A 14,848-nucleotide genomic window follows, 5' to 3' on the forward strand; every position below is an offset into this window, starting at 1 on the left:
TTGCATCATGCCTGAGCATTATGACGACTTCAAGAATTGAAACTATTCTTTTGATGCGATTCCCGTCCGAATCATATAAAATTGCGCGGTATTTTTATTTATGGGTATATCTCGTCTATGTACGCGCCAGTTGAGTCCAACGAAGGATTTAATTTTAAGCCTGAACTTCCAACAAGCTCGGTTTATTATCGTTTGCTTAAGAAGCTTCGCCGTCAAGTTGGGCATGCCATTCGTGACTTCAATATGATTGAAGATGGTGACAAGGTCATGGTGTGTGTGTCTGGTGGTAAAGACAGTTATACCTTGCTCGACATTTTGTTGCAGTTCAAACGTGTTGCACCGATCAATTTTGACATTGTTGCGGTTAACCTTGACCAAAAGCAGCCGGGTTTTCCGGAAGATGTCTTACCACGTTATATGGAAGAAAATAACATTCCATATTACATTTTGGAAAAAGACACTTATACCATTACCAAGCGTTTAACACCTGAAGGTAAAACATACTGCGCAGTGTGTTCACGTTTGCGCCGTGGTTCGCTATACGGCTTCGCTCAAGAAATTGGTGCCACCAAAGTTGCGCTAGGCCATCACCGTGATGACATCATTGCAACTTTCTTCTTGAACTTATTCCATGGTGGCAGCTTAAAGGCAATGCCACCTAAGCTTTTATCATCAGATAAGAAAAATATTTTGATTCGTCCTTTGGCCTATGTTGAAGAAAAAGACATTATCAAATATGCCGAATTACGTAAGTTCCCAATTATTCCGTGTAACCTTTGTGGTTCACAAGAGAACTTACAACGTGCCATGCTTAATGAAATGCTACGTGAGTGGGATAAGCAATATCCGAAACGCTTACACAGTATTTTTGGTGCTTTACAAAACGTTTCTCCGTCTCAGTTAGCTGACCGTGAGTTGTTTGATTTTGAAGCGCTAGATTCTCAGCGTGAGATCGACTTTAAAGACCCTGAAGAACTTAAAAATCGTTTAGATGTAGTGAATTTAAGTTTCGCTGCTGAATAAAATATTTGAACAAGTCAATTAAAGGCACTTTATAAACAAGTGTCTTTAATGTATCAAAACACTAAAAAATGAATGTTCCGTACAAAAAGTCATAGCCCAACCTTAAAATTACATGCTATAACAACGCACAAGCAGAAGTGCTTCATATGATGTTGTCTGGATAGACAACTAACTAGAGAAATTGAACAAATAAATTTGAGGAAGAATCATGCCTGCATTTTTAACTGATGATTGGTTTGCGACTGTCGAAAAATTAACTGCTGAAGCAGGTGATCTTAATTTGCCACCAGCTCTTGCGAATTTGGCAATTAATTTAGTAGTTACAGATGCTTCTGGAAATACCGAATTAGCTTTGGATGGGGGTAAAATCCAAAAAGGTTTGTCTTCAAATGCCAAAACAACTTTAAATATGGATGCTGAAACTTTACGTAAAGTATTTTTAGAGTTTGATATGGCTGCAGCTATGCAAGCATTTATGACTGGTAAAATTAAAGTTCAAGGCGATATGTCTCAGTTAATGGCTTTGCAAACAGCTAAACCAAGCCAAGAACAAAAAGATTTGTTCAAGAAAGTATTAGAACAAACAACAGCTTAAGTTAAAAAGAATTCATATAAAAAGCTTACCCCAAGAGGTAAGCTTTTTGGTGGTGTTTCAAAAAGTATGCTGAAACAAAGCAGGTTGAATTTTGATAAAATAGAGAAATGCGAATAACTCTAGAAATCAAATGTCCAACCTGCCTCAGTGACAGTATAAAGAAAAATGGCATCAAAGTAGATGGGAAACAAAACTATCAGTGCAAAGACTGTAAACGTCAGTTTATTGGTGACCATGCTCTGAGCTATCTAGGATGTAATTCAGGCATTACTCGAAAAATATTACAGTTGATGGTCAGAGGTAGTGGTATACGAGATATCGCTGAAGTTGAGCGAATCAGTATCGGTAAAGTTTTACGTACTTTAACCGAATCGACCTACCAAATTCAGCCTAAACAAAGTCATTATGAGTCTCTTGAAGTTGATGAGTTTTGGACTTTTGTGGGAAATAAAAATAATAAACAATGGCTTATTTACGCCTACCATCGAGAAACAGGTGAGATTGTTGCTTATGTTTGGGGTAAAAGAGACTTAGCTACAGTTCAACGATTGAAAACAAAGCTTAAACAATTAGGTATTCACTACACCCGAATTGCAAGTGATCATTGGGACAGTTTCATAACTGCTTTTAAAAACTGCAAGCAAAGTATTGGTAAATTTTTTACTGTAGGTATTGAAGGTAATAATTGCAAAATAAGGCATCGAATTAGGCGTGGTTTTAGAAGGAGTTGTAATTTTTCAAAAAAGATTGAAAACCATTTTAAAGCTTTCGACTTAACCTTTTTTTACATCAATAATGGCTTCATTTAATGTCAGCATACTTTTTGAAACACCACCAGCTTTTTATTTGTACAAACACTGAATTTATCAACTTTTAAATAATAAAAATTAGATATTGATTCGAGGTTGTGCCGTTTTAATGTGCTCAAGATAAGCACGAATACGGGTCACATACTGTACCGCTTGTTTGTATCGACCATTTCGCATTTGATTACGCTGTAAATACTCATAGAGGTTAACCCACTGGTTTGGATCTTTTCCTTGAGTCTGTAAGCGTTTCTGGATCTGGTTGACTGCACCCGGACCCATATTGTAAGCCACAAGGGCATACCAGTTACGATCTGGGAAAGGAATATCATCATACTCACTTAACATGAGATCATAATATTTCGCACCGCCTTGAATGCTTTGCGCTGGATCACTACGGTTACTTACACCCATTGCCCGAGCTGTACTGTTGGTTAACATCATTAATCCACGTACGCCTGTTGGTGAAACAGACTCTGGCTTGAGATATGACTCTTGATAGCTCATTGCTGCAAGCAAATGCCAATCTAAATCATACTTTGCTGCGCTTTGTTTGAAGCTAGCTTTGTAAATGGGCAGACGTGTACTTAAATCACGTTGAATCGTAGACCAAGACTCAGGTTTTACAACGTTACGGTTATAAAATGAAGCCAGTTGTTGAGTCAGACCATTTTGCTTGCTTTGACAAACAAAACCACTGGCAGTTTGTGTAAGAGGATCATCTGCTTGTTTAAACACCCAGCTTAAATCAGGATTTAATCCATTTTTTTGCAAATTTACGATATCACCACAACTTGCAGAAAAAGACATTAAACCTTTGCTCTCGATTGAGCTTAAGCCTGCGGTCGTCATTGCAAGATTTGCTTTACCTTGCTGGACCCATTTGAGTGCAGTGGCATTATCTGCCACGATTTTGAAGTCTAGTTTTACATTTAAGCTTTGCGCATAGTTACGAGCTAGGTCATAACCAAAGCCATGCAAAAATTGATCTTCTTTAAAAACAGTAGTCGGGCTTTCTACAGCAACTACCGTTAATGTGTTTGTGTTAACTACAGTATTGTACTGTAGGGTTTTTCCTGCATTAATACTATGAAATGGAAAAAACATAGTGCTGAGTGCAAGAACTTTCAATGGGAGAGAAGAAAATAAAGAGTTAAGGCAAAGCCTCGACCCAGAACTTGAATTACTGTGCATGTTGTCTCCGCTACAGATAATTTATGCCCTAAAAGCCAGACAAAAAGCTGCCATAACTTCTAAAAGTTGATAAATTCAATAAGGGGTGGGCACTCATGACGTCATTCAAAATGACATGAAATGAAAAAACAGACTGTGTAGAAAATCTACATAGTTTTAGGTTGGGTTAAAAAATACTCAACATTTAAGATGCGCGCATCATAATATTCAAAAAAAAGTTTGTCAAATTTTGAACAATTAAATATCGGATATATCAACATAACACCATGAATTTATTAAGGAAGAAAATTTATACACTTATGGTGTGAGAAAATCGGGTATGAAATGCTACGTTTTGTAGCCATCATGTTATTACAACGTGAAATTTGATTTATATACTAGGTAACTGCTATAGCTTAAATAACTGAAAAAATAAAATAATTTAGTGATTTTTAGTTCTATTTAATTTGTTTACATTTAAATTAAAGCTAAAAGATACCATTAGAAAAAGTATCTTTTAGCTAAAGTAATATCTTTATCAGTTATATCTTATTAAATCTTCCATAGCATTACACCGGTCTGATAACCTGCTCCTAAAGACCAAAAAACAATAATATCACCTTTATTTATAAGTGATTTTTCTAACCGTTTTTTGTAGGCAATAAAAAAACTACTTACTCCTGTATATCCATATTGATCTCCAATATATTCAATTTTTTCAGAGGGAATATTGATTTTATCTTGAAGAATATCAATATTTGATTTCGTAAATTGGGATAGTAAAAAACAAGATATATCTTCAATGTTTAAATTATTTTTCTTCAATAATTTATCTAGTGCATCTGCCGCGAATTCCACACTTTCCAAACCAGTAAATGGTGCCCAATGAATTTTTTGTTCCTTACTGTGATAATTCGTTAGGCCATGAGGAGGAAAAACAATAGTTTTACAAAAACTACTATCTGTTTGGTACATCCTGTCAATAATGCCCGAATCATCGGTATTTTTTTCTAGTATTATTGCTGCTGCTGCATCTCCGACAATTGTTGAAGGAATCACCTGTTTTTCATCTCCAAGCATTGTTAGATGATCAGACCCAATCACCAGTGCGCGTTTATAACTTTCTTTTGATGCGAGCAAAACGGATGCTTGTTCAAGAGCAACGAACATTCCTAAACAATTAGCATTTATATCAAAGCATATACAATCAGTTTTAATATTTAATTCTGAATGAATCAGTAAAGCATTAGTTGGAGATAGATATTCTAATGTTGTAGAAGAAAATATAATAATATCAATGCTATCATGTGAAATGTTATAATCTTTTAATAATTGTTTTGATGCATTAACTGCCATTGTGAGCGCATTTTCTTCATCATTAATAATGACATGTCTTTTATTTCTTCCTACTTTTTTAAAAATTCTATTTAAACTGTCTTTATCTTCAAATTTATTTAAAAAATATTCATTATTTCTAATTGTTCTTGGATGATAAGTAGATATTGCAGAAATTTTTATACCTTTCATGATTAATAATCTCTTTTTATATAAAAATATAATTGTGTTTTAATTTTGATCAATTATCGATGGCATTTTATATACTTTTTTAAATTTAATGATTTCTAATTTTATATAAAATAATATGTATAAATTTGGATATTAATATATTTTTAATATTATAATTTGGGTTGTAATAAAAAATAAAATGAATACTCTGAATTAATTACTGATAACTTATTTTTGTTATGTACCAAATCATTTTACCTTTAGGTGTTTGAACTTGTATTTCATCATCTACGGCTTTACCTAAACAAGCTTTTGCCATAGGTGACTGCAAAGAAATATAGTCTTTGCGACCATAAATTTCTTCATCGCCGACAATACGGAATTTAGTAGTTTCGCCTTCATCATTTTCTAACTCAACCCAAGCTCCAAAATAAGCTTTACCATCTTGTTCCGGCCGATATTCTACTTTTTGGGCAACTTCAAAAAGTTTGGTGAGGTATCTGATCCTACGATCAATTTCACGTAGCTTTCTTTTGTTGTAGTGATAATCTGCATTTTCTGAGCGATCGCCAAGACTAGCTGCCCAAGACACAATTTTGGTAATTTCTGGGCGTTCTTTTCTTACAAGATCATTTAGCTCATCTTGTAATCGTTGATAGCCTTCAGCCGTTAATAATTTGCGGTTCGTCATATAGCTCAAACTTTCTTCATATAGATAGTTTCGTTAGAAACCACATCAGGAATTAAAACTTATCTGTAATTGAAAAGGGGAGAATACCCTGAGTAAAGCGTAAAGCTTTTTTATCTTTGTGACTATGTTATCAAAAAGATAGACCAGTATCATATAGTTATGTGAAGCATGAAGGATAGTTAAAGACAATTAATACTTCCCAAATAAAAATAAGTTTAGGCATAAAAGTAGTAAGAGGTAGATAAAAACTCAAAATTAAAGGTTTTTTGTTTTTATTTTGAGCGTTCAGATAAAAACTTAAATAAAAAGATTTGCCAAGTTGGCTTTTTATTTATATTATAGCGCTCGTTGGAAGCGTGGCAGAGCGGTTTAATGCACCGGTCTTGAAAACCGACGAGGGTGTGAGTCCTCCGTGAGTTCGAATCTCACCGCTTCCGCCAAATTCAAGTTTCTGACACTGTTTAACACTATATAAGTTTATGATTTATAAGGTTAAAGTTGGAAATATACGATATGACAAGCCGTGACGCACTACGCCAATCGGTAGTTATAAAGTAGTAAAAAATGCAGTAAGATTATTTCTTACTGCATTTTTTTATGTCTGAATTATGGCGACTCGTGGAATCAATAAGCTTAGTGCTTTACAAGTTAAAAAAGCTAAACCTGATCCTGACAAGATGTATAAGCTGTCTGATGGGGGAAACCTGTACCTGCGTATTGATCAGAGTGGTAGCAAGTACTGGATATTCAATTACACACGTCCATTTTTAGCCAAACGTAATGATTTATCTTTAGGTACTTATCCTGAAGTTTCACTGGATGATGCTCGCACTATTCGTGATGAATATAAGAAGCTCATTAAGCAGGGCATCGATCCAGCAATGGAGCGGATTGAAACCAAGTCCCAGAAACAGAAAGAAGCAGAAAATACCTTTCGTATTGTTGCTGAAGCATGGCTATATAAACGTGAGCTAGAGCAAAAACAGGATGAAGAGACGATCCGTCGTTTAAAGCACGATGTCTATCCCTATATTGGTGATTTAACCTTTCCACAGCTTACCTTGGAAATTCTTGAGATTAAGGTCTTTAAGCGCATTATTGAACGTGGTGCATTGTCAGTTGCCAAACGCCTAAAATCGGACTTGAACCAGATATTTAAGTCAGCACGTAAAAAGAAGCTGATTCAATACAATCCTATTGAGGATATTGAACTGCCCAAACCACAGGGTGGGAACTTTGCAGCCGTGACAGAGGAGCAGGAACTAGCTCCAATGCTCAATAAAATTTGGAACTACTCCAAACTTTATCCACGTTGTTCACATATCACACAAGTGGCGTTAAAAATCTCCGTGTTGACCTTTCAGCGACCTGGGGAGATACGCAAGCTGAAAAAGGAGTATTTCTATTGTGAAGAAAGATGCTTTAAATTTACAGCTAGTAAAACCAAGCAGCTTCATATTGTACCATTGTCAGATCAGGCCTTTGACTTAATTGATTCAATTATTGATCTGCACCCATACAGTGAATACATTTTCGTGGGTCGGGATGGTAAAACTTTTATTTCTGATAATACGATTAACTCAGCGTTAAAACGCTTGGGCTATGCTGGGAAGCAAACGGCACATGGATTACGTGCAACCGCACGAACCATGTTGGATGAAATATTAGAACAACGTGTAGACTTTATTGAGCATCAATTGGCACATAAAGTAAAAGATAATAATGGTACAGCCTACAATCGAACCAAATTTTTAAACAATCGTCGGGAGATGATGCAGGAGTGGGCGAATTACCTAGAATCATTGCTGGATCAGCAACAGTAAAAAGATGAAAATCCAATGATAAAAAAATAGCCTGTCAAACGACAGGCTATTTAATTTATGCTGCTTTAAGCTCTTTGAGTTCAAGCCATTCAATAATCTGGCTTTCAGCCCATGTGGGCATACTTGCTGTTAAATAGGTAGGTTCAGGAAAATCACCCCGACGAATCATTTTCCAGAAGGTGGATTCTGCAATATTCAATATCCCTTTGGTTGCAGGCTTATAAGATAGCTTTCGTCTGCGACCACCACGATCTACATAGTCCTTGGCAGGGCGTTCAGGGTAGTTGACTAAGTCTTTGACACGATAATGCTGTTCTATCATTTTCCACCTCTAGGATTTTATACACATAAATATTAACAGTATGAAAGTATTGATATTGAACATTGCATACTTTCATATGGCTCATGATAGACAGTGGTATACAGTGATAAAAGAACAGTGCATAATTATAAAAAAACATTACTATTATACATTGTTAACATATTGGAATATAAAAATATGTCTATTATAAAATTTGAAGACTTAAATGAATTGGAACAGGAGTTCATTGATTGTCTGTTTACTTATTATGAATCCAGTTTTTTACAAAATGAGGCATGTGGAAATATAAAAACAGCTGATGAGCCAGAAAAAAGAATCATCGTTGCTGAGTTAAGCGATATACAGCGAAAGGTGCTGAACGAGCGACTACACCTCAATGATTTAATTCTGAAAGAAATAAATGAATTTCATCAACTGATTTTAGGTGAGAATACTGTCATTTCACCTATGCAGATAGTAGTACTATTGGAACAGCTAAATGCATTAAAAGACGAGTTTGATACGCTTTCAAATACAATTCAAAAAAAACGTTATAGTGTCATTTTACAGGCTTATCAGGCTCTGGATGAAAATATTTGCACCCAACGCAATTTAAAGATTTTGAAACGAATGAGAGGTATTCGGGCAGTCAAAGTTCGTAATGATAAGAATGTATACCCACGGCATCAAATTCTGTATCGGGTTTTAAGGGATGAAGCTCATAAAAATGGTCGGTGGGAGAATTTATCACAGGCGGTAAAATCAATTTTGCCAATACTTAGACTTGAATATCAAAAAAATAATCTGGTCTGGATTCAGAATGAAATAGATTCTAAGCTGGCATTGATTGAAGAATTGGAAAAGGGACGACTCATTAATTCCCATAATAAACAGAATGAAAATTATCATGGAAAGGTTTATCAGAATCGTAAATATCAGAACAGGATCGACAAACTTCAGTTAGAAATAAACGAATTAATCATTGCTCAGAAGTCAACTGACCCTGCTTTGCTGCTGGGGAAAAAAATACCCTATAACACCATTTATAATGATGAAAGTATTCTTCACCACTTAAGGGATTGTACTGAACTGTTACAGGATATTCTTATTCAAAAGTGATAAGAAGTACTCATAAAAAACAATCATCAGCTTATTCATTACCAAAAGTATCAGAAGCAATTTGATCAACGGATAGGTGCCTGATTTGCTCTAGCTGAATATTTTTCTGTATTTCCTTTAAAAACTGGAGTTTTAATTTCTGAATTTCACTGGCGTCCTGAAGGGGGCTATTGGTTAATTCATTAATGGTAATTTTACTGTTGATTAATTCATTAATGAGATACTTCTGGATGACTTCATCCTGTTTGCGTACCTGAAGCTGTTTAATATAAAGCATTTTATCAAGGGCTTTGATGCGTTGGTTCAATTCCTCAATAATCATGTCTTTTTCATTTAATTTTTGCTTATAGGGTGGAGGGAGCGTTTGCTTTGCCTCATACGTATTCATCAGGAATTCTAGACACTCTGCCTCAGTTTTAAGTTTGAGCTTTTCAGTCAATGCCTCCATTTTTTTGGCTGTATGTGAGGTTAGATAAAATTGCTTTCTCACATTCGCATGATTTTTCTTGGAATATTTGAAATTTCTGAATCTATTTTTTAGATCGGAAAAATATTTTTCATTGAGTAAAAGTACCCATTGATTCGTTATTTCTGCTACGAGTAATGGGTGGATCATGGTTTCGATGGGCTGAATTTGCAATCGTCCATCAGGAAGCTGAACTATCTGCAGTAGTGCCTGCTCTTTGTTACATTCGTGCTCTAAAAACAAGGATTTTAATGTCTGATCTTTATCAAGCCATTGTTGCAATGTCAGTTGTTTTCTTGCCATTTTGATGTTCTATGATGTTTGAAATTCTAATATGATTATAGATTTTAATTAAGGTGGAATAAACATTTCTAAATACGTTTAGTAAATGTTTATTTGTTTTAAATTTATTTTATAGTAAATATTTGTGCCTATCTAAAAATAATTCTAAAATTTACTAATAGCAATGTTGAATGAATAAAAATGTATGGATGAAATGACAGAAGAGCATAAGCAGCTCATTTTTAATTTTAATGAGTTATCACCACATAGATTAAGTTCCTACGCTAGACTGGTGCTGATTAAATTTATTAGTCTCTTTGGTACACAAAAAACCAACGATTCATTGTTGGAATTGTCTGAAAAGATAGGTGTGCAACATAAAAAATTAAAACTGGTATTGGAGGAGTTATCAGGCTTTGAGATATTGGAGTTTTCATATCCAGAAACAGGTCGGCGGGCAAGAGTTAGAACAATACAGCTGAATTTAGATTATTTAAATCTGCTATTGAGTAAAGTTAATCAACATGAAACATCCCATCATAGGTATGTCCGCCTTAAGAGAGCGATTAAGCAGTTTGACCTTTTAATGCTTATTTTAATCAAATTATCTCAAGTCAGAGTGACCACTAAAAAGTTTGATTTACTACCCGAACAAAAACTGGATTTTAGGGTATTGTTGACATTATCAAACTTGACTCGCTCATGTGATGCTTATGGGGTGATACGTAATATAGGTACAACACAACTGGTTGCTAAAACAGGGTTAAATAAGCAAGCAATATTTGATTCGATCTACTTTTTGAAAAAGATAGGTCTGCTTCGGGTACATGTGCATGGGACGATCAATAACAAATTTATAAAAAATATAACGCCAACCTACGTGTTGAATTTATCTCATACCTTTTGGGGTAATCATGCTCGGTATGGTCGGTTTTATATATTGGAAGCGAGTGAAAGACATCATTTTGAAATAAAAATGATTGCTGATATTTTTACGGTAATTTCTGAGCAGGTGCAGCCGTTGGATTCTGACAACTCACGCGATCTCAATCACCTTACGACATTGGTTCTTAAGGGGCTTGATTCAGATAAAATCAACATTATTTCTGGAACAATGATTGAGCGTATCCAGTCTTCATCACAAGTTCAGGAGACGATTTCTAGTTTCATTAAAGAATGTCTAATTCATTATTTGCAATTACAACAATGCCATCAGGAACAAGGAGATTTGACAGTATTTGCAAAAGTGTTCAAACAAGCATTAATCAATAAAAAGAAGCAACATATCAAGTTGAATGATTTGGATTCAAATTTGACAATGATGCAATGCTATTTTGAATCATGGTGTTGCAGACTGCTTGATCAGCGGGGTTTACGTCAGCATATCTTACAAGGTTCACTGTTATATGGTGTAGATATTTTAAATCGGACTACAATTGAAAAAGATATTTATCCTTTTGTCTTTCAAGAAAAATACCGTTTGGAATTGATTACAAATCCTGACTTAATCAGAAACAGCGATCCAGATGCGGACATCCAAATACAGATTCAGAAGCTAGAGAAACAGGAGCAACGGTTCATCCTAGAATTCTTATTATTTTGTTTGAATTTGATTGCCAAAAATCAGATTTTACCATTTTTAAAAAGTACGCGAAGACTCAGTCATGTAGCAGGCAAGTTTTTTCAAATTATACCAAAAGTCGAGTCGCAGAAAATGTATAGTTGTATCTATGTGCCCGATTCAACACTCACTAAAGATGAGTTTTTTCTGATCGATATCCCTCATCCAATTCGTGGGAAAGAGGAGGAATATTCGAACGAAGACTATTTGCTGAAATTCATTGAACCTAGTGTTGATGACATGAAAAAATATGGATTGCTGGATCAGTTTTATACAGGAGGAACTGAATTGCTGAATAAAAAAGTAGCGTAAGTTTAGCTTCTGTAATATTCCCATAATTTGGTTATTCTCGCTGTATGGCGCAGTGGTGTAATGGTCAGTCTAGACAGGTTTGCTTAACAGGTAATATATATTATTATCTATTAATAATATAAACAATAACTTATATCGTTGATTAAATACAGTGAGTTATTTAGTTAAGTATAGCCCATACTCAAATGGGTTATAGACAATGTATCAATATCAAATCACTAAAAGCATTCTAAATTAACCCTATAGTATGTTCCAAAGTCTCTAAGCATGTTCAGCTAAGCAGGATGACCACAACATCCTGCTTTAGAATCATGATCAGTAAAATTTTACATCTCTCACTTAGATATGAACCTTATGTTTCAGTGAGAACCTAAATGTACCAGAATAATCCATTAGAAAGTGAATCATCCATTCTTATCTCAATCGAAGATTTTATGGTTAGTACATGCCATGAGCAATTTGTTGATGATCATGAAGAATTCAAGCGAGAGCTGTTGGATGCTGTGTGTGCTTTTAAGGTGATTTACAGAGAAGATTTTACTTATTCCAGAATCATTAATGTTTTCAAAAGAGTGATTAATCTCGTAGATTACATTATGGATAAATTGGACTCCCATCTTTATGAAGATATTTTACGATTTGAACTAAACCACATCTTCCATATTCAAGGCATAATTCAACATGAGATGAAAAATACAATACGAGAACAATTCGATTTTCAGCGTCAAGAACAACGTAATCGCTTTAAACTGGAATGCTACCTAAATAAACTGCTTACACACTATGCTAGATTACAGTTTGTTCGAGTAGATATCTCTATTCTTAAAGAATATCAAATCCATTGGGGTATTCAAGACTTTAAGTATGCATTGGATATTCTATGTAATCGTATGTCAAATAAAGATACCTGTTTTAAGCACTTACAAGGTTATGTATGGGCATTAGAGCAGGGTGTAGAAAAAGGCTATCACTGCCATTTATTACTCATCTATGATGGGAATAGTCGTATAGAGGATTCAGGTTTAGCAAAACTGGTGGCTGAGTATTGGAAGCACATCACCAATCAACAGGGTACTCACTACAACTGTAATACCAAAGACAACAAGGAAAAATTTGATAAAAATGGATTGCTTGGGGTTGGAATGATTCATCGTGATCAACCAATACAAGTTACAAATGCGATTCGTGCAGCGATGTACTTGGTCAATCCTGAAAAAGAAGATCAGCGCTTACGGGCTAAAACCTCTCCACAGATGCGGACTTTTGGTACAGGTCAGTTTGAAGTAAAATGGCGCAGAGATATTGAACAAAATGAGTCATTATGATATTAAAAATAGAGAACACGACTATCAGATGTATTCTCTATCTTGTACAGTTTGACATCAAAAAGACAAACTTACATTTCCTTGATCGGTGATTAATTCAGCTTCAAGCACCTGATCACCACGGCATTTCAATAAGTACGATACTGTAGAGCTATAGCTCATTTGCACAGGCATCTTGCTATGAAAGTCAGCGGTGTAATAACCACAACGACCACGATTAATTTTCATGCCTTGTAGAACAAAAGGCTGATTGCTGGTCGATTGAATTTCAAGAATATATTCAATTGCCCCTTGTACATTAAAAGCAGATTGAGATTCTCTAGCACTAATGCGAGCCTTAACATTTAGATCGCTAACTTGTGCAGATTCATTCTCAAGCGGAATGTCAGCAGCTTCCTGAGTGTTGTTTGGATTAAGGTCAGTTTCCATCATGGCTTTCAGCACATCAGGATACTTATTCCATCCACTGATATAAGACTCCGCTTCCTTGACTTCAGCAGGTAAATAGACATGACCATTGTCAATAATCATCTGCATTTCATTGAGTTTAGCTTTAACTGCTTCCTCGGTATAAGGAGCATAGATTGATTGAGTATGCTGAGCAGCATTATTGGTAGGCTCACCTGAAGTATCAGTTTTTGGTGGTTGATTGTTCTGGCTACATGCCATTAACAGGGAACACAAGGCAATGGTGGAAAATAATGATTTCATGATTGCACTCCCTTATAATTTAGGACGAATAACAACAAACCAGACGAATAGTAGAATCAAAATTCCACCAACAATTTTACCGATTACAGGAAACATCACCGCAGGCCACACTAAGCCTTGCCCTAAATTGTAGGTAAATGGCTTATAGTTATACTGCCCCCAGAAATGTTGATAGATGGCAAAAAAGAATCCAATGACCAGATAAGTGCTGATCAGTCCAGCTTTAAGATTAGAATTCATTTACTTCCCCCCCAGTTGCAAATTTTGCCAATGCAATAAAAATTCCCATCACGATCATGAAGCTAATGAAGGGTAGACCCAGTACACAAATCACAGCGATGACGCAGATAATGCCTGCAAGTGTTCTCATGGCTACTCCTTCATACACTGATAGGACACATTGACCATATCCATCTGGAAGGATTCAGTTTGTTGTAAGGTGTAGATATTTTCTTTCAGTCCACCCTCACCATATTTCTTTTCAAGTTTGTCGTAGATGCATGAACAAGTGCTGTCATTAATGCCGCCTGTTTTACAACCACTGATAAACTGGCGTTCGGTTTTGCTGGCACAGCCTGATGCTAGAAGTGCAACTGAGACAACAATGAGTGAAGTTTGAATTTTCATCATTTCCCCTAATTTTTATTGTGTTATTTGATGTGTAATATATTTTGCTGAATTGACTAAAGTGTAGATCTGAAAAAGCTTTCCAAGGCTAGATAGCGTTTAGATCAGTCAAATAAGCAAAAAATTTTGAAAGTTGCTATTGCAACAGAGGAATAGAAAATCGTTTTAGGGAAAATAATATAGATAGAAAGTGCTGAGTCATGGTGACTACTCCTTTTGTATGAAAGAGAGTCTTACCAAATTACTGTCAAATAATGGTGGCAAGACTGGGCGGGTTGACAGACTGATACAAAAGGAAATCAGCGCACGCAAGCGTGCCCCTCCCAGTCTCACCGTAAAGGCGTGACTTAAGAGAACGCACAAAACCATCACAGCGTTGTTGTGCGCCTTTTGTAAACGGTCTGTCAAAACCGACTGACGATGTAGGTCAGCAGTCGAATGATAAAATTAAGGGTGAGTTTAGTCAA

At 35.4% G+C, this 14,848-nt stretch carries 16 protein-coding genes and 1 tRNA gene; 8 read left to right on the forward strand and 9 right to left on the reverse strand.

The features are described 5' to 3' along the window. The first annotated feature begins 117 nt into the window (after positions 1-117). The 3 genes from ttcA (at position 118) to F985_RS07550 (ending at position 2,427) form a co-directional block, all read left to right on the forward strand. Positions 118-1,023, forward strand: a complete 906-nt coding sequence (gene ttcA, locus F985_RS07540) for a tRNA 2-thiocytidine(32) synthetase TtcA (protein ID WP_004699678.1) — start codon at positions 118-120, stop codon at positions 1,021-1,023. A 208-nt stretch (positions 1,024-1,231) separates the two neighbouring features. Continuing rightward, positions 1,232-1,618: an SCP2 sterol-binding domain-containing protein gene (locus F985_RS07545; protein WP_004699680.1), complete on the forward strand. Its 387-nt coding sequence runs from the start codon at positions 1,232-1,234 to the stop codon at positions 1,616-1,618. Positions 1,619-1,725: 107 nt separating this feature from the next. Then, positions 1,726-2,427 carry an IS1-like element ISPa14 family transposase gene (locus F985_RS07550; protein ID WP_001223318.1) on the forward strand — a complete coding sequence of 234 codons (702 nt, stop codon included), beginning with the start codon at positions 1,726-1,728 and terminating at the stop codon, positions 2,425-2,427. A 78-nt stretch (positions 2,428-2,505) separates the two neighbouring features. On the opposite strand, the gene F985_RS07555 is transcribed toward F985_RS07550, so the two are convergent. The 3 genes from F985_RS07555 to greB form a co-directional block, all read right to left on the reverse strand. Beyond that, on the reverse strand, positions 2,506-3,618 hold the full coding sequence (locus tag F985_RS07555) for an MltF family protein (RefSeq protein WP_004699682.1): 1,113 nt from the start codon (positions 3,616-3,618) through the stop codon (positions 2,506-2,508). A gap of 531 nt (positions 3,619-4,149) precedes the next feature. Further along, the gene (locus F985_RS07560) at positions 4,150-5,124 is read right to left on the reverse strand and encodes a 3-oxoacyl-[acyl-carrier-protein] synthase III C-terminal domain-containing protein (RefSeq protein WP_004699683.1); all 975 of its coding nucleotides are present in this window, start codon (positions 5,122-5,124) and stop codon (positions 4,150-4,152) included. A gap of 196 nt (positions 5,125-5,320) precedes the next feature. Then, positions 5,321-5,794 carry a transcription elongation factor GreB gene (greB, locus tag F985_RS07565; protein ID WP_004699685.1) on the reverse strand — a complete coding sequence of 158 codons (474 nt, stop codon included), beginning with the start codon at positions 5,792-5,794 and terminating at the stop codon, positions 5,321-5,323. A gap of 350 nt (positions 5,795-6,144) precedes the next feature. Here greB and F985_RS07570 point away from each other — a divergent pair. Next, positions 6,145-6,234 (forward strand) — tRNA-Ser (locus tag F985_RS07570). 168 nt (positions 6,235-6,402) lie between these two features. Next, the gene (locus F985_RS07575; RefSeq protein WP_000235462.1) at positions 6,403-7,617 is read left to right on the forward strand and encodes a tyrosine-type recombinase/integrase; all 1,215 of its coding nucleotides are present in this window, start codon (positions 6,403-6,405) and stop codon (positions 7,615-7,617) included. A gap of 55 nt (positions 7,618-7,672) precedes the next feature. Here the strand turns inward: F985_RS07575 and F985_RS07580 are convergent, their stop codons facing one another. Further along, complete coding sequence (locus tag F985_RS07580; protein ID WP_000572501.1) at positions 7,673-7,939, reverse strand: helix-turn-helix transcriptional regulator; 267 nt, start codon at positions 7,937-7,939, stop codon at positions 7,673-7,675. Between the two features lie 177 nt (positions 7,940-8,116). On the opposite strand from F985_RS07580, the gene F985_RS07585 reads away from it, so the two are divergent. Then, complete coding sequence (locus F985_RS07585; protein WP_000022452.1) at positions 8,117-9,037, forward strand: hypothetical protein; 921 nt, start codon at positions 8,117-8,119, stop codon at positions 9,035-9,037. 31 nt (positions 9,038-9,068) lie between these two features. On the opposite strand, the gene F985_RS07590 is transcribed toward F985_RS07585, so the two are convergent. Next, positions 9,069-9,806: a hypothetical protein gene (locus F985_RS07590; protein ID WP_000101621.1), complete on the reverse strand. Its 738-nt coding sequence runs from the start codon at positions 9,804-9,806 to the stop codon at positions 9,069-9,071. 184 nt (positions 9,807-9,990) lie between these two features. Here F985_RS07590 and F985_RS07595 point away from each other — a divergent pair, with 184 nt between their 5' ends. Together F985_RS07595 and F985_RS07600 are read left to right on the forward strand one after the other, a co-directional pair. Next, on the forward strand, positions 9,991-11,718 hold the full coding sequence (locus F985_RS07595; RefSeq protein WP_000344079.1) for a hypothetical protein: 1,728 nt from the start codon (positions 9,991-9,993) through the stop codon (positions 11,716-11,718). Positions 11,719-12,314: 596 nt separating this feature from the next. Further along, positions 12,315-13,043 (forward strand): YagK/YfjJ domain-containing protein, encoded by a 729-nt coding sequence (locus tag F985_RS07600; RefSeq protein WP_002041114.1) that lies wholly within the window; start codon positions 12,315-12,317, stop codon positions 13,041-13,043. Between the two features lie 57 nt (positions 13,044-13,100). Here the strand turns inward: F985_RS07600 and F985_RS07605 are convergent, their stop codons facing one another. From F985_RS07605 to F985_RS07615, 4 genes are read right to left on the reverse strand one after another with little or no spacing between them, the layout of a single operon-like run. After that, positions 13,101-13,754 (reverse strand): hypothetical protein, encoded by a 654-nt coding sequence (locus tag F985_RS07605; RefSeq protein WP_000838342.1) that lies wholly within the window; start codon positions 13,752-13,754, stop codon positions 13,101-13,103. 12 nt (positions 13,755-13,766) lie between these two features. Then, entirely contained in the window at positions 13,767-13,994 is a 228-nt protein-coding gene (locus F985_RS07610; RefSeq protein WP_001087629.1) for a hypothetical protein, read from the reverse strand. After that, the gene (locus F985_RS25855) at positions 13,984-14,124 is read right to left on the reverse strand and encodes a hypothetical protein (RefSeq protein WP_001259410.1); all 141 of its coding nucleotides are present in this window, start codon (positions 14,122-14,124) and stop codon (positions 13,984-13,986) included. Before F985_RS25855 ends, F985_RS07610 begins: the two co-directional genes overlap by 11 nt. 2 nt (positions 14,125-14,126) lie before the next feature. Further along, positions 14,127-14,381, reverse strand: coding sequence for a hypothetical protein (locus F985_RS07615; protein ID WP_000701730.1), 255 nt, complete (start codon positions 14,379-14,381; stop codon positions 14,127-14,129). Positions 14,382-14,848 lie beyond the last annotated feature (467 nt).

This window comes from Acinetobacter seifertii, from assembly GCF_000368065.1.
In the GTDB taxonomy this organism is placed as follows: domain Bacteria; phylum Pseudomonadota; class Gammaproteobacteria; order Pseudomonadales; family Moraxellaceae; genus Acinetobacter; species Acinetobacter seifertii.